Source organism: Streptomyces sp. NPDC088910 (genome assembly GCF_044749865.1).
GTDB lineage: Bacteria > Actinomycetota > Actinomycetes > Streptomycetales > Streptomycetaceae > Actinacidiphila.
In genome coordinates this window covers 987663-1005146 of record NZ_JBIVIV010000001.1, presented here as the reverse complement: position 1 = coordinate 1005146, position 17484 = coordinate 987663, and the positions used below count along the sequence as shown (strand labels likewise).

Genomic DNA, 17484 nt, shown 5'->3' with positions numbered 1-17484 from the left:
TGCGGAGCACGAGGGGGCGCACGGGGTCGCAAGCGTGTCAGGCGTCTCATCCTGCGGACGCCGGTGTCCGTCAACGCCTGTACGGCGGCGGCCGGTTGGTGTGACCTGTGGGTCCGCTGAGCGGTGCCGGGAAACCGGTAAACGTACTGGCCTGCCATGCTCAAGTCAAGATCTGTTTTTTCTCCCGTCACTCCGATGCAATGGCCTTTCCCAAGGGGAGGTCAAAAATCTTGAAAACGCAGCGGAGGATCACCACACCCGCCGCCCTGGCCCTCGCGATAGCCGTGTTGGGCGTCACCGCGGTCACCACCGCGGGGGCGTACGCGGCTCCCGCCGAGAAGGGGCAGCCCGCACCCGTGGCCAGCCACGATCCGGCGGAGAACCAGGCCCACGATCTGCCGGGCCCGTTCAGCGAGAAGCAGTCGGCCGAGCGTACGGCCGCGCTTCAGCAGGTCGTGAACGGCGACGCGACCGTGCAGCAGCGCGGCGGCTCGAAGGTCGTCCAACTCGGCTCCGGCAAGGGCAAGAAGAGCAAGTACGTCGAGCTGGGCCGCGAGCAGACCGACAAGATCTTCACGATTCTTGTCGAGTTCGGCGACCAGGTCGACAACACCACGACGTACGACCCGGACGGCCCCGACGGCCCGCAGCCGCCGGTCGTGAAGTACGGCGGCGACCCGGGCCCCGCGCACAACACCATCGCCAAGCCGGACCCGAAGAACGACAACAGCACGGCCTGGCAGGCGGATTACAACCAGCAGCACTTCAACGACCTCTACTTCTCGCACGACGCGAAGAAGGAGTCGCTGGCGAAGTACTACGAGAAGCAGTCCTCGGGCCGCTACTCGGTGGAGGGCGAGGTCTCCTCCTGGGTCAAGGTGCCCTGGAACGAGGCCCGTTACGGCTCCAACTACTGCGGCGCCAGCACCTGCTCCAGCGCCTGGGACCTGATCCGCGACGCCACCACCGCGTACGTCGCCGACCAGAAGGCCCAGGGCCGCACCGACGCGCAGATCAAGGCGGACCTGGCCCAGTACGACCAGTGGGACCGCTACGACTACGACGGCGACGGCAACTTCAACGAGCCCGACGGCTACATCGACCACTTCCAGATCGTGCACGCGGGCGAGGACGAGTCCGCGGGCGGCGGCGCCCAGGGCACGGACGCGCTGTGGGCGCACCGCTGGTACGCCTACGGCACCGACGCGGGCCGCACGGGCCCGGCCGACAACAAGTCCGGCGGCACCCAGATCGGCAACACCGGCGTCTGGATCGGTGACTACACCCTCCAGCCGGAGAACGGCGGACTCGGCGTCTTCGCGCACGAGTACGGCCACGACCTCGGCCTGCCCGACGAGTACGACACCACGTACGTCGGCGAGTCCAGCGTCGGCTTCTGGTCGCTGATGTCCTCCGGCTCCTGGATGGGCACCGGCAAGGACTCGATCGGCGACCTCCCGGACGACATGAGCGCCTGGGACAAGCTCCAGCTCGGCTGGCTCAACTACGGTACGGCCAAGGCCGCTTCGCGCTCGACGACCAAGCTGGGCGTCGCCGAGTACAACACCAAGGACAAGCAGGCGCTGATCGTCTCGCTGCCCGACAAGGCGGTCACCACCGCCATCACCGCGCCCGCCGAGGGCAGCAAGCAGTGGTGGAGCGGCAGCGGCGACAACCTGTCCAACACCCTGACCCGCTCGGTCGACCTGACCGGCAAGTCCTCGGCGTCGCTGGCCCTCAAGGGCTGGTGGGACATCGAGGAGGGGTACGACTACCTCTACACCGAGGCGTCCGCCGACGGCGGGGCCACCTGGACCGCGCTCGACGGCACCGCCAACGGCAAGTCCATCCCGCGCGACGGCGGCGGCACCCCGGCGCTGACCGGCACCAACGGCGCGTACCAGGACCTGTCCTTCCCGCTGAACGCCTACGCGGGCAAGCAGATCCAGCTCCGCTTCCGCTACCTGACCGACGGCGGCGTGGCCCAGCAGGGCTTCGCGGCCGACGCGATCTCGGTCACCGCGGACGGCGCGACCGTCTTCACCGACGGCGCCGAGACGGACGACAACGGCTGGACCGCCAAGGGCTTCTCCCGGATCGGGGCGTCGTTCACCAATGACTACCCGCAGTACTACATCGCGGAGAACCGGCAGTACGTCTCGTACGACAAGACGCTGAAGACCGGCCCGTACAACTTCGGCTGGACGAGCACCCGGCCGGACTGGGTCGAGCACTACCCGTACCAGAACGGTCTGCTGGTCTGGCTGTGGGACACCTCGCAGTCCGACAACAACGTCGGCATCCACCCCGGCACGGGCCAGATCCTGCCGATCGACGCCCACGCCAAGGCGGAGAAGTGGTCGGACGGCAGCGTGATGCGCAACCGCATCCAGGCGTACGACTCGCCGTTCAGTTGGTTCCCGACCGACGGCTTCACCGTGCACACCAACGGTGTCGCCACCAAGGTCAAGGCGAAGCTCGGCAACCCGGTCTTCGACGACCACTACGGCTCCTACTGGGACGCCGCGAACCCGACCGGCGGGGTGAAGGTGCAGGACACCAACACCCGGATCACCATCGTCGGTGAGGCGCTCGACGGCAGCACGATGACCCTCCAGGTCGGGCCGGCGCACCGCTGATCACCGGGCCGATCACCGGGCCGATCACCGCGCTGATCACCGGGCTGATCACCGGGACGGTCACCGGGACGGTCACCGCACGAAGATCGTCCTGATCGGGTCGCACTCGCTGTGACCTGCTGTTTCATCCGGGTTCATCCCGCGTTCGGCCGTCGTCCTCTGGTGGGCGGCGGCCGAACGGCTGATGATGTGACCATGGCGGTCGGTGGATTCACCAAGCTCCCGGGCGGCACGGTCGTCGTCGCACTCGGCCTGCCGCATCCGGCGTGCCCCGAACGCACGGTACGGGTCGTGGTGCACGCCCAGAACCGGCAGCGCGCCCTCACCCGGCTCAGCAACCTCGGCTTCCGCGGCGCCCGGCTCACCGGCAACGCCGAGCCGCCCACGCCCGACGAGGTCACCGCGGTCCTGCACCACCCGGACGGCCTGGTCTGGCGCGAATACCGCGGCAAGGGGGACGTCGGCGCCAGCACCGAGCTGTGGCACCCGATCTCGGCGCTGAACCGTACTCCGCGCTAGCTGAACCGTACTCCGCGCTAGCCGGCGACCACCGGGGCGCCGGTCAGCTCCACGCCCGCCTCGCGCAGCTCCACCAGCGCCCGATCGGTCGTCGTGGGCGCCACGCCCGCGGTCAGCGAGAGCAGCACACGGGTCGTGAAGCCGTCGCGTACGGAGTCCAGCGCGGTCGCCCGCACGCAGTGGTCGGTGGCGATGCCCACCACGTCCACCTCCGTGACGCCGCGCTCGCGCAGCCAGCCGGTCAGCGCCGCGCCGTTCTCGTCCAGGCCCTCGAAGCCGCTGTACGCCGCCGCGTACGCCCCCTTGTCGAAGACCGCGTCCACCGCGCCGGAGGCGACCGCGGGCGCGAAGTTCGGGTGGAACCCCGCGCCCTCCGTGCCCGCGACGCAGTGCACCGGCCACGACGTCACGAAGTCCGGCCGGTCCGAGAAGTGCGAGCCCGGGTCGATGTGGTGGTCCCTGGTGGCGACGACGTGCCGGTAGCTGCCCGCCGACTCCCCGATCAGGTCCGTGATCGCCGCGGCCACGTCGGCCCCGCCGGTCACCGCGAGGCTGCCGCCCTCGCAGAAGTCGTTCTGCACGTCGACGACGATCAATGCGCGGTGCATTTTGCCCTTCCGGCGGAAAGTGTGGAAACGGTCCCGAGCCTAGGGGTGCGCTCCCCCCAACGTAAGACGTTGCCCTCCCCGCTGCGCGGGGAACCGCGCGCTCAGCCGTCGACGGGCCGCTCGCGCGGTTCCTCGCGCCCCTGAGGGGGCGCCCCCGCGGGGGTCACATCAGTTCGGTGGGGAGGACGGGCTCGCCGCGGGAGAGCTGGGTCGCGGAGAGGGGAAGGCCCGCGCGAGCGGTGATGTGGCGGGCGCGGGCGGAGTCGAGGGGCTCGCGGCCGATGACCTCGCCGTGGCGGACGAGGGGGACGAGGAGCTGGCGGTCGGCGAGCTCGGGCGGCACGGCCCCGGTGCCGACCACCTCGGCGGCGGCGACGCCGTCCTCGTCGAGCCGCCGGGCGGCCCACTTGCGGCCGCCGACGCTCGTCTTGCCGCCGAGTGACTTCTTGGCGACGGAGACCAGCGGCTCGTCGGGGTCGTCGGAGGTGGCGCGGGCCACGAGCTTGTAGACCATCGAGCAGGTGGGGTGCCCGCTGCCGGTGACCAGGGAGGTGCCGACCCCGTAGGCGTCCACGGGCGCGGCGGCCATCGAGGCGATGGCGTACTCGTCCAGATCGGAGGTCACGACGATCTTCGTGTCCTTGGCGCCGAGGTCGTCGAGCTGCTGGCGCACCCGGTAGGCGAGCAGCAGCAGGTCGCCGGAGTCGATCCGGACCGCTCCCAGCTCGGGCCCGGCGATCTCCACGGCGGTGCGCACGGCGCTGGTGAGGTCGTACGTGTCCACCAGCAGCGTCGTGCCGCGGCCGAGCGCGTCCACCTGGGCGGTGAACGCGTCGCGCTCGGTGTCGTGCAGCAGCGTGAAGGCGTGCGCGCTGGTGCCGATGGTCGGGATGCCGTACCGGAAACCGGCGGCGAGGTTGGAGGAGGAGCCGAAGCCGCCGATGTACGCGGCCCGCGAGGCGGCCACCGCGGCCAGCTCGTGGGCGCGCCTGGCGCCCATCTCCATCAGCGGACGGCCGCCCGCGGCCACCGCCATCCGGGAGGCCGCCGCGGCGATCGCCGAGTCGTGGTTGAGGATCGACAGGATGACCGTCTCCAGCAGCACGGCCTCGGCGAAGGTGCCCTCGACGCGCAGGATCGGCGAGCCGGGGAAGTACACCTCGCCCTCCGGGTATCCCCAGATGTCGCCGGTGAAGCGGTAGCCCGCCAGCCAGTCGAGGGTCGCGGAGTCCACCACGCCCTCGCGCTCCAGGAATTCCAGCACGGGTTCGTCGAAGCGGAAGTTCTCCACCGCGTCGAGGACCCGGCCGGTGCCGGCGACCACTCCGTAGCGGCGCCCCTCGGGCAGCCTGCGGGTGAACGCCTCGAAGACCGAGCGGCGCTGCGCGGCGCCGCTGCGCAGGGCGGCCCGCAGCATCGTCAGCTCGTACCGGTCGGTGAACAGGGCGGTGGACGGCACGTCCACCGGCAGTCCCAGGTCTGCTGTGCTCATGGCGAGGATGCTACCCCCAATACTCGTCAGAGTGACGATTTCTCGGGGCAAGTGTGCGGCGCCGCACACCGGCGGATTCCGCGCGGGCGCAAAACCCCCCATTCGGCGGTGCCGCGCACGCCCATTTGTGCGAGGCACCACAGGAGCGGCAGCATGGAACCTGTGAGTGTCGCGCCAGTAGAAGTCGAGCGTCCCGAAGCGAGCGAAGCGCCTTTCGAGGTTCCCGCGCCGGACGTGCCGTGGGTGACCCTCGTCCACAACGACCCCGTCAACCTCATGAGCTACGTGACGTATGTCTTCCAGACCTACTTCGGGTACTCGAAGGGCAAGGCCAAGAAGCTGATGGAAGACGTCCATTACAAGGGCCGCGCCGTGGTGTCGAGCGGCACCCGCGAGGAGATGGAACGCGACGTGCAGGCGATGCACGGATACGGCCTGTGGGCCACCTTGACGCAGGACCGCTGATGGGCCGCCGCGCCCGTGCGGGCTACTTCGAGCGGGTCCGCGGCGGCGGCGCCGCGATCGAGCTGGACACGGTGGAGATCTCCATCCTCCGCAGCCTCACGGCGCAGTTGCTCGAACTCGTGGGTCCGGGCAACCAGCCCGCGGAGGCCGACGACGACCCGCTGGCCGCGCTCTTCGCCGACGGCCCCACCAAGCCCCCGGAGGACCCGGCGCTGGCCCGGCTCTTCCCGAGCGCGTACGAGGAGACCGCCGACGCCGCCGAATTCCGCCGCTTCACCGAGAACGACCTGCGCGCCCGCAAGCGCGAGGACGCCCTCGCCGTGCTGCGCGCGCTGGACGCGGGCGGCCCGCTGATCCGGCTCACCGCCGACGAGGCCCGCCAGTGGCTCGGCACGCTCAACGACCTGCGGCTGTCCATCGGCGCCCGGCTGGAGGTCAGCGAGGACGAGCGCAGCGAGCTGTACCACCTGCCGGACGAGGACCCGCGCAAGCCGCTGATGCTCGCCTTCCAGTGGTTCGGCCTGCTCCAGGAGACCCTGCTCGAAGCCCTCACCTGAGCCGGGCCCGAGCCGCGCCCACCCGCCCCCGGCCCGTATCCGCCCCTCGTCCGGCCCGCACCCGACCTGACGGACCGTCGGCCGCCGACGGGCGGCGCCGTACCGCACGTGGTACGAATCCGGCATGACGGACGTGTCGGACGTGACGGGTGGAACGGACGGGCGGGACGGGGCGGGCGAGGCCCCGGCGGGGGACGAGGGGTACGCGCGCGGCCTCGGCAGCCGCCAGATCCAGATGATCGCCATCGGCGGCGCGATCGGCACCGGCCTGTTCCTCGGCGCGGGCCGCGCGATCCACCAGGCGGGCCCCGGCCTGGTCCTGATGTACGCCGTCGCGGGCGTCGCCATCTTCGTCATCATGCGCGCGCTCGGCGAACTCCTCACCTACCGCCCGGTGTCCGGCTCCTTCGCCGACTACGCCCGCGAATTCCTCGGCCCCTTCGCGGGCTTCGTCACCGGCTGGACGTACTGGCTGATGTGGGTGGTCACCGGCATGGCCGAGGTCACCGCCGCCGCCACCTACCTCGCGTACTGGTGGCCCTGGATTCCGCAGTGGACCGCCGCCCTCGGCTTCCTCGTCCTGCTCTTCGCGGCCAACCTGATCTCCGTGCGGCTCTTCGGCGAGGTCGAGTTCTGGCTGTCGATGGTGAAGGTCACCGCCATCGCGGGCATGATCCTCATCGGCGTCGGCGTCCTCACCCTCGGGGTGTCCGCGGCCGGTGACACCGCCTCGGTCGGCCACCTGTGGCGCGACGGCGGGGTCTTCCCCAACGGCGTCGGCTCCTCGCTGCTCACCCTCCAGATCGTCATGTTCGCCTATCTGGCCGTCGAACTCGTCGGCGTCACCGCGGGCGAGGCCGAGAACCCCCGCGAGACGCTGCCCAAGGCCATCAACACCCTTCCCTGGCGCATCGGCCTGTTCTACGTCGGCGCGCTCGCCGTCATCCTCTGCGTCGTCCCCTGGACCGAATTCCGGCCCGGCGTCAGCCCGTTCGTGGCCGCCTTCGCCCGGATCGGCATCCCCTTCGGCGCGGGCATCGTCAACTTCGTGGTGCTCACCGCCGCCCTGTCGTCCTGCAACTCCGGGATGTACTCCACCGGGCGCATGCTCCGCGACCTCGCCGTCAACGGCCAGGGCCCGCGGGTCTTCACCCGCCTCACCGCCCGCCGCACCCCGGCCACCGGCACCCTGGTCTCCGTCGCCCTGATGGGCACCGGCGTGTGGCTCAACTACGTCGACCCCGCAGGCGCGTTCACGTACATCACCGCCTTCGCGACCGTCGCCGCCGTCTGGACCTGGGGGGTGATCCTCGCCTCGCACATCCGCTACCGCGCCGCGGTCAAGGACGGGCGCGCGGCGGCGGCCTGGTTCACCGCGCCCGGCGGCGCCGTCGCCAGCTGGCTCGCGCTCGCCTTCCTCGTCCTGGTGCTGGTGCTGATCGGCGCCGACGCCGACGCCCGGATCTCGCTGTACGGCGTCCCGCTGTGGCTCGCGCTCCTTGGCGGCGGCTACGCGCTGCTCAAGCGGCGCAATCCGGCCGCCTTCGCCCGCAGGGCCCACCTGGCGCCCGCCCCCACCCCCGCCGCCGCGACCGCGACCACCGGGCCGTAGGCGCCGGGCCCCGACCGCCGGCCCGTGAGCGCCGGGCCCCGACCACCGGCCCGTGACCGCGCGGCCCCTGTTATTTTTCCCGCATGCTCACCATCACCCAGGACCTGTACGACCGGATCGTCGCGCACGCCGAGGCCGACGCCCCCGACGAGGCGTGCGGGGTCGTCGCGGGCCCCGAGGACAGCGACCGCCCCGAGCGGTTCGTGCCCATGCTGAACGCGGCCCGCTCACCCACCTTCTACGAGTTCGACTCGATGGAGCAGCTCCGGCTCGACAAGGAGATGCGGCAGCGCGGCGAGGAGCAGGTGGTGATCTACCACTCGCACACCGCGACCGAGGCGTACCCCTCCCGTACCGACATCTCGCTCGCCCAGGAACCCGGCGCGCACTACGTGCTGGTCTCGCTCGCGGAGGAGTTCCAGTTCCGCTCGTTCCGCATCGTGGACGGTGTCGTCACCGAAGAACCCGTACAGGTCGTGGACTCCTACGTCTGACGGTCCGGATCGTGGGACGGCCGTCTCGGCCCACCAGGGGGAATCGATACGATGACCCCATGGTTCTCTTCGACGTGAGTGACAAGGCGCCGGGCACGCTGCTCGTGGCGCGGCTGCACGTCGACCTGTGCCGCCGCACCAGCGCGGCGTGTCAGGGCGCCTGACCACCCGCGCCCGCTTCCGCACGCACCCCGCACGACCGCTGAAGCACCGCAGCCCCGCCCCGCCCCTGTCGTCGTACGCACGCACTCACTGGAGCGCAGTCATGGCCATCGAGGTCCGCATCCCGACCATCCTCCGCACCTACACCGACGGCCAGAAGGCCGTCGAAGGCGCCGGGACCACCCTGGACGAGCTGTTCGCGGACCTCGACACCCGGCACGCGGGCCTGCGCGACCGCGTCGTGGACGGCGGCGAACTGCGCCGCTTCGTGAACGTCTACCTCAACGACGAGGACGTCCGCTTCCTCGACGGCATCTCCACCAAGGTCGCCGACGGCGACAGCGTGACGATCCTCCCGGCAGTGGCCGGCGGCGCGCGCTGATGCGTTACGACAGTTCGCTGGCGGCGGTCGGCAACACCCCGCTGGTCCGCCTGCCGCGCCTGTCGCCGTCCGACGAGGTGAGCGTCTGGGCGAAGCTGGAGGACCGCAATCCGACCGGCTCGGTCAAGGACCGCCCGGCCCTGCACATGATCGAGCAGGCCGAGGCGGACGGCCGCCTCACGCCCGGCTGCACCATCCTGGAGCCCACCTCAGGCAACACCGGCATCTCGCTGGCCATGGCCGCCCGCCTCAAGGGCTACCGGATCGTCTGCGTCATGCCGGAGAACACCTCCTCCGAGCGGCGCGAACTGCTCGCCATGTGGGGCGCGGAGATCATCTCCTCACCGGCCGCGGGCGGCTCCAACACCGCGGTCCGGGTCGCCAAGGAACTGGCCGCCGAGCACCCCGACTGGGTGATGCTCTACCAGTACGGCAACCCCGCCAACCCGGCCGCGCACTACGCCACCACCGGCCCGGAGATCCTCGCCGACCTCCCCACCATCACCCACTTCGTCGCCGGTCTCGGCACCACCGGCACCCTCATGGGCGTCGGCCGCTTCCTGCGCGAGAAGGTGCCGGGAGTCTCCGTCGTCGCCGCCGAGCCGCGCTACGACGACGTCGTCTACGGCCTGCGCAACCTCGACGAGGGCTTCGTGCCCGAGCTGTACGACGAGTCCGTGCTCACCACCCGCTTCTCCGTCGGCTCCGAGGACGCGGTCCGCCGCACCCGCGAACTCCTGTCGCAGGAAGGCATCTTCGCCGGGGTCTCCACCGGCGCGGCGCTGCACGCCGCCCTCGGCGTGGCCGCCAAGGCGCACCGCGCCGCCCAGCGCGCCGACATCGTCTTCATCGTCGCCGACGGCGGCTGGAAGTACCTCTCGACCGGCATCTACACCGCCGAGTCCACCGAGGCCGCCGTCGCGGCCCTGCACGGCCAGCTCTGGGCCTGACCGCTCGTCGGCCGGCCCGTCCGGCGTTCCAGGACTCCCCCCGGTGCGCGGGGGCCCGCGTTGGTGTTCGGCAACCGGCCCCGCGGCCCCCCGTACTGGTGATTCCGCCCACAACGAGGTGCGGGAGAGGCGCGTGAGGACCCCCCGCGCCTTACCCTCTCAAGACATGGCGGACCGTCCCGCCAATCCCCCCACTCCAGCCGGAATGGGGTGATCTGTGGCGCGCCCACGGAGGTGTTTCCAGGAATGAAGCTCACCGTCGTCGGCTGCTCGGGGTCGTTCCCGTCCGCGGAATCGGCTTGTTCGAGCTACCTCGTCGAGGCCGACGGCTTCCGGCTGCTGATCGACATGGGCAACGGCGCCCTCGGCGAACTGCAGCGTCACTGCGGCCTGTACGACCTGGACGCCGTACTGCTCAGCCATCTGCACGCCGACCACTGCATCGACATGTGCGGCTACTTCGTGGCCCGCTACTACCGGCACGACGGCGGCCCCGCCGCCCCGATCCCGGTCTACGGCCCCGAGGGCACCGAGCGCCGTCTGAGCATCGCCTACGGCGACGTGCCGGACGAGAAGTGCATGAGCGAGGTCTTCGACTTCCGCACCCTGGAGCCCGGCGCCTTCCGCCTGGGCCCGTTCGGCATCACCACGGACCTGGTCAGCCACCCGGTCGAGGCGTACGGGTTCCGTATCGAGTACGAGGGCAGCACGCTGGCGTACTCCGGCGACACCGGCCCCTGCGCCGCCCTGGACGGGCTCGCGGACGGCGCCGACCTCTTCTTGTGCGAGGCGTCCTTCACGCACGGCAAGGAGGACATCCCCGAGCTGCACCTCAACGGCCGCGAGGCCGGGGAGGCCGCCGCGCGCGCCCGCGCCGGACGCCTGGTCCTCACCCACATCCCGCCGTGGACCAACCCCTCGGTCAACCTGCGTGACGCCAAGTCCGCCTTCGAAGGTCCGGTCGAACTCGCCGTCTCCGGCGCGGTCTACGAACTCTGACCGGAACGCGGACGGCGGGCCCGTAACCGTATCCGGTCCCGGACCCGCCGCGGGTGGCTGAACTGTCAGCGCCCGTACGTCACTTGGTGATGTCCTCGATCTCCTCCTCGGGCTCGCGGCCCGGGGTGGGGATGTTGAACTTGACGATCGCGAACCGGAAGACGAAGTAGTAGATCGCTCCGAAGACCAGGCCGATCGGGATGATCAGATACGGCTTGGTGGCGAGGTTCCAGTTCAGCGCGTAGTCGATGAAGCCCGCGGAGAAGGTGAAGCCCGCGTGCACGCCCAGCGCCCAGGTGATGGCCATCGACGCGGCGGTCAGCACGGCGTGGATCGCGTACAGCAGCGGCGCGATGAACATGAACGAGAACTCGATCGGCTCGGTGACACCGGTCACGAACGAGGTCAGGGCGAGCGAGAGCATCATGCCCATGACGGCCTTGCGGCGCTCGGGGCGCGCGGTGTGCGCCATGGCCAGCGCGGCGGCGGGCAGGCCGAACATCATGATCGGGAAGAAGCCCGCCATGAACTGGCCCGCGGTCGGGTCGTGGGCGAAGAACCGGGTCAGGTCGCCGTGCACGATCGTGCCGGAGGCGTCCTTGAAGTCGCCGATCTGGAACCAGGCGACGGAGTTCACGAACTGGTGCATGCCGACCGGGATCAGACCGCGGTTGATCAGGCCGAACAGGCCGGCGCCGACCGCGCCGAGGCCGGTCATCCACTCGCCGAAGTTGCTGATGCCCTCGCCGATCGGCTTCCAGACCAGGCCGAAGAAGACACCCATGCCGGTGCCGACGAAGGCCATGATGATCGGGACGAGGCGGCGGCCGTTGAAGAAGCCGAGCCAGTCGACCAGCTTGGTGCGGTGGAAGCGCTGCCACAGCACGGCGGCCAGCAGACCCATCAGGATGCCGCCGAGGACACCGGGGTTGTTGTACGTGGCCGCGACGTCGACGCCCTTGTTGGCGGTGGTGTTGACGACCGCGTCGGTGACCGGGAACGCCTGGAGGACCCGGCTGTAGACCAGGAAGCCGACCAGGGCGGCCAGCGCGGTGGAGCCGTCGGACTTCTTCGCGAAGCCGATGGCGACGCCTATGCAGAACAGCAGCGGCAGGTTGTCGAAGACCGCGCCGCCGGCCTCGGCGAAGACGGTCGCGACCTTGCCCCAGCCCAGACCGTCGGCGCCGAAGACGTCGGGCTGGCCGAGCCGGAGCAGGATGCCCGCGGCCGGCAGGACGGCGATCGGGAGCTGGAGGCTCCGTCCCACCTTCTGCAGACCCTGGAACAGGCCGGAGCCCCGCTTCTTCGCGGGAGCCGCCGCGCCGGTGGCCGTACTCATCAGATTCCTCCTGGTGAGGCGGGCGCATGGAAGGGGACGGCCCGCCGCCGTGGTCTATACCACTCAGTGGTGTAGACCAGTTTTAACACGTGAGGGAGGCGTAAAGGAATCCATGATTCCGGATCGTTGCGTGTGCCATGAGTCACACGCTGGGTGACATGACAAAAGCCCCCAAGTCCGGGGACTTGGGGGCTTTTACGACGCTGAATCGTTACTTTACGTTGCCCTGCTCCAGTTCGGCCTCGATCTCGTCCGGCTCCCGGCCCGGCGTGGCCAGGTTGAACTTCACGATCACGAAGCGGAAGAGCGCGTAGTAGACCACGGCGAAACACGCGCCGACGATCAGCAGCAGCCAGGGTTTGGTGGCCAGGTTCCAGTTCAGGCAGTAGTCGATCAGACCGGCCGAGAAGCTGAAGCCGTCCTTGGCGCCCAGCCCCCAGCAGACCGCCATCGAGACGCCGGTCAGCACCGCGTGGAAGGCGTACAGCAGCGGTGCGATGAACAGGAAGGAGTACTCGATCGGCTCGGTGATCCCGGTGACGAACGACGTCAGGCCGACCGAGAGCATCATGCCGCTGATCTCCTTGCGGCGGTGCGGCTTGGCGGTGTGCGCGATGGCCAGCGCGGCGGCGGGCAGCGCGAACATCATGATCGGGAAGAAGCCGGTCTGGAACTGCCCGGCCGTCGGGTCGCCTGCCAGGAAGCGCGGGATGTCGCCGTGCACGACCGTGCCGTCCGGCTTGGTGAAGTCGCCGAACTGGAACCACACGAAGGTGTTCAGGAACTGGTGCAGACCCACCGTGAGCAGCGCGCGGTTGGCGACACCGAAGATGCCCGAGCCGATCGCGCCGAGGTCCACCAGCCACTTGCTGAAGCTGGTCAGCGCGTCGCCGATCGGCGGCCAGACCCAGGTGCAGATCACCGCGAAGACGATCGCGACCCCGGCCATCATGATCGGCACCAGGCGGCGGCCGTTGAAGAAGCCGAGCCAGTCGACCAGCTTGGTGCGGTGGAAGCGCTGCCAGAAGTACGCGGTCAGCAGCCCGAGCACGATGCCGCCGAAGACACCGGGGTTCTGGTACGTGGCTGCCGCCGCCGTACCGTCCTTGGCGATGCACGCGCCCGCCGACAGTACGGTGCCGGGCCCGCAGTCCTTGGGGAACTGGTGCAGCACGCCGTTGTAGACCAGGAAACCGGCCACCGCGGCGAGCGCGGTCGAGCCGTCGGACTTCTTGGCCATGCCGATGGCCACACCCACGCAGAACAGCAGCGGCAGACCGATCGAGCCGTCCAGCAGCGCGCCGCCCGCGCCGACGAAGACCTTGGCCACCCGGTCCCAGCCGAGGCCGTCGGCGCCGAAGACGTCCGGCTGGCCCAGCCGGTTCAAGATGCCCGCGGCGGGCAGGACGGCGATCGGCAGCTGGAGGCTGCGGCCCATCTTCTGGAGCCCTTGGAACAGCACGCTCAACCAGGGTTTGCGGGGCGCCGCGGACGCGGTGGCCGAACTCATTCGGTGTCCTCCCTGACTGCTGCCTGCGGGCGTTCGCGTACAGTGGCCGTACATTGGTTTAGACCACTTGTACGCAGGCGGCGCCCGTCCGGCAGGGGGGCGCCGCTGAGCGCCATGGTGGTCCACCCGGGGGTCAACCGCCCGTGAAGTTGGGCCAACCGTGCGTTACCGTGACATATCGGACTCACGGTGGGTCAGGGAAACAGGAGACAAGAGATGGCCAGCAAGGCTGAGAAGATCGTCGCCGGTCTCGGCGGACTCGACAACATCGAAGAGGTCGAGGGCTGCATCACCCGGCTGCGCACCGAGGTACGGGACCCCTCCCTCGTCGACGAGGCCGCCCTCAAGGCCGCGGGCGCCCACGGCGTCGTCAAAATGGGCACCGCCATCCAGGTCGTCATCGGCACCGACGCGGACCCGATCGCGGCGGACATCGAAGACATGATGTGACGCGGCGCCCGCGCTGAACGTCCGAGGACCGCGTCACTCCCGTGGCGCGGTCCTCCCCGTTCCCGCCGACGGCCGCGGGCCGGGCCCCCGACGGGCCCCGCGGTCCCGGACCCACCCGGTCCTGCGCGGCGGCCTCACCCGGATAGGCTCACGCGCATGTCACGATTCGACGGCCGCACCCCTGACCAGCTCCGCCCCGTCACCATCGAGCGCGCGTGGAGCAAGCACGCCGAGGGCTCCGTCCTCGTCTCCTTCGGCGACACCCGCGTGCTCTGCACCGCCAGCGCCACCCAAGGCGTACCCCGCTGGCGCAAAGGCAGCGGCGAGGGCTGGGTCACCGCCGAATACTCCATGCTCCCGCGCGCCACCAACACCCGCGGCGACCGCGAATCCGTCCGCGGCAAGATCGGCGGCCGCACCCACGAGATCTCCCGCCTGATCGGCCGCTCGCTGCGCGCCGTCATCGACTACAAAGCCCTCGGCGAGAACACCGTCGTCCTCGACTGCGACGTCCTCCAGGCCGACGGCGGCACCCGCACCGCCGCCATCACCGGCGCCTACGTCGCCCTCGCCGACGCCGTCACCTGGATGCAGACCAACCGCCTCATCCGCGCCAAGGCCCAGCCCCTCACCGGCACCGTCGCCGCCGTCAGCGTCGGCATCGTCGACGGCGTCCCCCTCCTCGACCTCGCCTACGAAGAAGACGTCAAGGCCGAAACCGACATGAACGTCGTCTGCACCGGCGACGGCCGCTTCGTCGAGGTCCAGGGCACCGCCGAAGGCCAGCCCTTCGACCGCGCCGAACTCGACGCCCTCCTCGCCCTCGCCGTCAACGGCTGCGCCGACCTCACCGCCGCCCAGCAAGCCGCCCTGGCGGCCACCGCCTGAACCCCGCTCGACGCCACCCTCCCGGCGGCTGCCGCGTGTTGACAGCCACGCGCGCCGCACCCGTCGGGAGGCGCGGCCACGGGGGAGGGGGCGCGTGAACCGTCGTCACACGACCGCCTCAACGGCCACGGCATCCGGCCGGAGATAATTCCCCCATGACGCGCCGCCTCGTACTCGCCACTCGCAACGCACACAAGGTCACCGAACTCCACGCGATCCTCGCCGACAGCGGCCTGGACGTGGACCTCGTCGGGGCCGATGCCTACCCCGAGATCCCCGACGTCAGGGAAACCGGCGTCACCTTCGCCGAGAACGCCCTGCTCAAGGCGAGGGCGCTGGCGGCCGGTACCGGGCTGCCGGCCGTCGCCGACGACTCAGGGCTCTGCGTCGACGTACTCGGCGGCGCCCCCGGCATCTTCTCCGCCCGCTGGGCGGGCAAGCACGGCGACGACGCGGCCAACCTCGACCTGCTCCTCGCCCAGCTCGGCGACATCGACACCCCCCACCGCGCCGCCCACTTCACCTGCGCCGCCGCCCTCGCCCTCCCCGACGGCACCACCCGCGTCGTCGAAGGCCGCCTCCGCGGCACCCTGCGCACCGCCCCCGCCGGCACCAACGGCTTCGGCTACGACCCCATCCTCCAGCCCGACGGCTCCACCCTCACCTGCGCCGAACTCACCCCCGCGGAGAAGAACGCCATCAGCCACCGCGGCCAAGCCTTCCGCGCCCTGACCCCCCTGGTGGCGGAGCTCCTGGCCTGACCCCGCGCATGACAATGGCCTGCGATTCGACCTTTGAATCGCAGGCCATACATGGTGCGGCCGGTGGGATTCGAACCCACACGGGATTTCTCCCACTGGGATCTAAACCCAGCTCGGCTGCCTGTTACGACACGGCCGCGTGCAACCTCACCATGATATCGACCCGGTGTCGTCCGCGGTACGTGGTCGCGCCCGCCCCCGCGTACGTGGATACGTGGTCACGTCAGACGGCGAGGTCCTTGAGGAGCTTGGCGACGTGGCCGGTGGCCTTGACGTTGTAGAAGGCGTGGGCGACTTTGCCGGATTCGTCGACGACGACGGTGGAGCGGATGACGCCGGTGACGGTCTTGCCGTAGAGCTTCTTCTCGCCGAAGGCGCCGTAGGAGGTGAGCACGGCCTTGTCGGGGTCCGCCACCAGGGTGACCTTGAGGGATTCCTTCTCGCGGAATTTGGCGAGCTTTTCCGGCTTGTCGGGGGAGACGCCGATGACGTCGTACCCGGCGGAGGCGAGGACGTCGAGATTGTCGGTGAAGTCGCACGCCTGCTTGGTGCAGCCGGGGGTGAGGGCGGCCGGGTAGAAGTAGACGATGACCTTGCGGCCGCGGTGGTCGGCGAGGGAGACGGGCTTGCCGTCGGCGTCCGGAAGGGTGAAGTCGGGGGCGGTGTCGCCGGGGGCCAGGCGCTCGGACATGAGGGAAACTCCTTGTGCAATGGGGCGCATTCGGGGGTGCCGACGGGGCGCGGGCCGCGTCGTACTGACAGACTGTCCGAACGCTACCGAATCAGGCGATGGAGGAACCGCGGTGTCGGAAGGGTCGGAAGTCAGGACGGCCGCCCAGATCGAGGCGGAGATCACCCGCAGGCGGCAGGATCTGGCGTCGACGCTGGACGAGATCGCGGTACGGGTGCACCCGGTGACGATTGTCCGGGACACCAAGGCCAAGGCCGTTTCCGCGGTGGACCGCAGTGTCGGGCAGGCGTTCGTGGCGGCGAACCGCGCGGTCGGCAGGACGCGTGCGCACTTCGTCGACGAGAAGGGCGCGCCCCGCCCCGAGCGGGTCATTCCGGCGGCGGTCGCCGGGGTGGCGCTGGTCGCCGCGGTGGCCGGTCTCACGGTGTGGCGGCGCCGCCGGTAACGTCGTGGCCGTGAGTTCGAAGAGTTCGAAGAGCGAGCAGCACGACAAGCTGCCCATCCGCATGCTGCACGACCGCGTTCTGGTGCGCCAGGACAGCGGTGAGGGTGAACGCCGCAGTGGCGGCGGGATTCTGATTCCGGCGACCGCGGCCGTCGGCAAGCGCCTGGCGTGGGCCGAGGTCGTGGCCGTCGGGCAGAATGTGCGGACCGTCGAGGTCGGCGACCGGGTGCTGTACGACCCGGAGGACCGGGCCGAGGTCGAGGTGCGCGGTGTCGCGTACGTCCTGATGCGGGAGCGCGATCTGCACGCGGTCGCCGCCGAGCGGCTCCAGGGCTCGGAGGATTCCACCGGGCTGTATCTCTGAGACCGGTGGATGACGGACGCTCTGAGGCCGGTGGATGACGGAATCCCTGAGACCGGTGGATGACCGGAATCCCTGAGGCCGGTGGTTCCCCGGAGCCGGGCCGCTGAGGCCCCTGCCCGCGGCCCGGCCCCGCACATGCCGGGCGCCCGCGCCCGGC

At 70.4% G+C, this 17484-nt stretch carries 20 protein-coding genes and 1 tRNA gene; 15 read left to right on the top strand and 6 right to left on the bottom strand.

Annotation, left to right across the window (positions count from 1 at the left end; translation table 11 throughout):
* The first annotated feature begins 230 nt into the window (after positions 1-230).
* Both ACIP4Z_RS04205 and ACIP4Z_RS04200 read left to right on the top strand, forming a co-directional pair.
* Entirely contained in the window at positions 231-2639 is a 2409-nt protein-coding gene (locus ACIP4Z_RS04205) for an immune inhibitor A domain-containing protein (protein ID WP_355343072.1), read from the top strand.
* Positions 2640-2834: 195 nt separating this feature from the next.
* Positions 2835-3158, top strand: a complete 324-nt coding sequence (locus ACIP4Z_RS04200) for a hypothetical protein (RefSeq protein WP_355343075.1) — start codon at positions 2835-2837, stop codon at positions 3156-3158.
* 17 nt (positions 3159-3175) lie between these two features.
* Here ACIP4Z_RS04200 and ACIP4Z_RS04195 read toward each other — a convergent pair whose 3' ends face one another.
* Complete coding sequence (locus tag ACIP4Z_RS04195; RefSeq protein ID WP_355343078.1) at positions 3176-3766, bottom strand: isochorismatase family protein; 591 nt, start codon at positions 3764-3766, stop codon at positions 3176-3178.
* Positions 3767-3929: 163 nt separating this feature from the next.
* Positions 3930-5258, bottom strand: coding sequence for a nicotinate phosphoribosyltransferase (locus ACIP4Z_RS04190; protein ID WP_355343081.1), 1329 nt, complete (start codon positions 5256-5258; stop codon positions 3930-3932).
* A 153-nt stretch (positions 5259-5411) separates the two neighbouring features.
* Between ACIP4Z_RS04190 and clpS the strand changes: the two genes are divergently transcribed.
* From clpS to ACIP4Z_RS04150, 8 genes are all read left to right on the top strand, one after another.
* Positions 5412-5723 (top strand): ATP-dependent Clp protease adapter ClpS, encoded by a 312-nt coding sequence (gene clpS, locus ACIP4Z_RS04185; RefSeq protein ID WP_188282151.1) that lies wholly within the window; start codon positions 5412-5414, stop codon positions 5721-5723.
* Positions 5723-6280, top strand: coding sequence for a DUF2017 domain-containing protein (locus ACIP4Z_RS04180; protein WP_401305055.1), 558 nt, complete (start codon positions 5723-5725; stop codon positions 6278-6280). The genes clpS and ACIP4Z_RS04180 overlap by 1 nt, the downstream gene beginning before the upstream one ends.
* Before the next feature lie 124 nt (positions 6281-6404).
* Positions 6405-7892, top strand: coding sequence for an amino acid permease (locus ACIP4Z_RS04175; protein WP_401304913.1), 1488 nt, complete (start codon positions 6405-6407; stop codon positions 7890-7892).
* 83 nt (positions 7893-7975) lie between these two features.
* Entirely contained in the window at positions 7976-8386 is a 411-nt protein-coding gene (locus ACIP4Z_RS04170; RefSeq protein ID WP_355343087.1) for a M67 family metallopeptidase, read from the top strand.
* Between the two features lie 59 nt (positions 8387-8445).
* A complete protein-coding gene (locus tag ACIP4Z_RS04165; RefSeq protein WP_317452711.1) occupies positions 8446-8550 on the top strand; it encodes a putative leader peptide in 105 nt (34 codons plus the stop codon).
* 101 nt (positions 8551-8651) lie between these two features.
* The gene (locus ACIP4Z_RS04160) at positions 8652-8930 is read left to right on the top strand and encodes a MoaD/ThiS family protein (protein ID WP_188282154.1); all 279 of its coding nucleotides are present in this window, start codon (positions 8652-8654) and stop codon (positions 8928-8930) included.
* Positions 8930-9880 carry a cysteine synthase gene (locus ACIP4Z_RS04155; RefSeq protein ID WP_355343092.1) on the top strand — a complete coding sequence of 317 codons (951 nt, stop codon included), beginning with the start codon at positions 8930-8932 and terminating at the stop codon, positions 9878-9880. The genes ACIP4Z_RS04160 and ACIP4Z_RS04155 overlap by 1 nt, the downstream gene beginning before the upstream one ends.
* A gap of 246 nt (positions 9881-10126) precedes the next feature.
* A complete protein-coding gene (locus tag ACIP4Z_RS04150; protein WP_355343095.1) occupies positions 10127-10879 on the top strand; it encodes an MBL fold metallo-hydrolase in 753 nt (250 codons plus the stop codon).
* 79 nt (positions 10880-10958) lie between these two features.
* Here ACIP4Z_RS04150 and ACIP4Z_RS04145 read toward each other — a convergent pair whose 3' ends face one another.
* Positions 10959-12218 (bottom strand): PTS transporter subunit EIIC, encoded by a 1260-nt coding sequence (locus ACIP4Z_RS04145; RefSeq protein ID WP_391117287.1) that lies wholly within the window; start codon positions 12216-12218, stop codon positions 10959-10961.
* A gap of 211 nt (positions 12219-12429) precedes the next feature.
* Positions 12430-13728 carry a PTS transporter subunit EIIC gene (locus ACIP4Z_RS04140; protein ID WP_355343101.1) on the bottom strand — a complete coding sequence of 433 codons (1299 nt, stop codon included), beginning with the start codon at positions 13726-13728 and terminating at the stop codon, positions 12430-12432.
* 216 nt (positions 13729-13944) lie between these two features.
* Here ACIP4Z_RS04140 and ACIP4Z_RS04135 point away from each other — a divergent pair, with 216 nt between their 5' ends.
* From ACIP4Z_RS04135 to rdgB, 3 genes are all read left to right on the top strand, one after another.
* Positions 13945-14178 carry a glucose PTS transporter subunit EIIB gene (locus ACIP4Z_RS04135; protein WP_188282159.1) on the top strand — a complete coding sequence of 78 codons (234 nt, stop codon included), beginning with the start codon at positions 13945-13947 and terminating at the stop codon, positions 14176-14178.
* 156 nt (positions 14179-14334) lie between these two features.
* Positions 14335-15066: a ribonuclease PH gene (rph, locus tag ACIP4Z_RS04130; RefSeq protein WP_355343104.1), complete on the top strand. Its 732-nt coding sequence runs from the start codon at positions 14335-14337 to the stop codon at positions 15064-15066.
* A 155-nt stretch (positions 15067-15221) separates the two neighbouring features.
* Entirely contained in the window at positions 15222-15827 is a 606-nt protein-coding gene (gene rdgB / locus ACIP4Z_RS04125) for an RdgB/HAM1 family non-canonical purine NTP pyrophosphatase (RefSeq protein WP_355343107.1), read from the top strand.
* 52 nt (positions 15828-15879) lie between these two features.
* Here rdgB and ACIP4Z_RS04120 read toward each other — a convergent pair.
* A tRNA-Leu gene (locus ACIP4Z_RS04120) sits at positions 15880-15966 on the bottom strand.
* 84 nt (positions 15967-16050) lie between these two features.
* Entirely contained in the window at positions 16051-16518 is a 468-nt protein-coding gene (bcp, locus tag ACIP4Z_RS04115) for a thioredoxin-dependent thiol peroxidase (RefSeq protein ID WP_355343110.1), read from the bottom strand.
* 112 nt (positions 16519-16630) lie between these two features.
* Between bcp and ACIP4Z_RS04110 the strand changes: the two genes are divergently transcribed.
* Both ACIP4Z_RS04110 and ACIP4Z_RS04105 read left to right on the top strand, forming a co-directional pair.
* Positions 16631-16963, top strand: coding sequence for a DUF3618 domain-containing protein (locus tag ACIP4Z_RS04110; protein WP_355343113.1), 333 nt, complete (start codon positions 16631-16633; stop codon positions 16961-16963).
* A 61-nt stretch (positions 16964-17024) separates the two neighbouring features.
* Positions 17025-17327 (top strand): co-chaperone GroES, encoded by a 303-nt coding sequence (locus tag ACIP4Z_RS04105; RefSeq protein ID WP_188282170.1) that lies wholly within the window; start codon positions 17025-17027, stop codon positions 17325-17327.
* Positions 17328-17484: the final 157 nt, after the last annotated feature.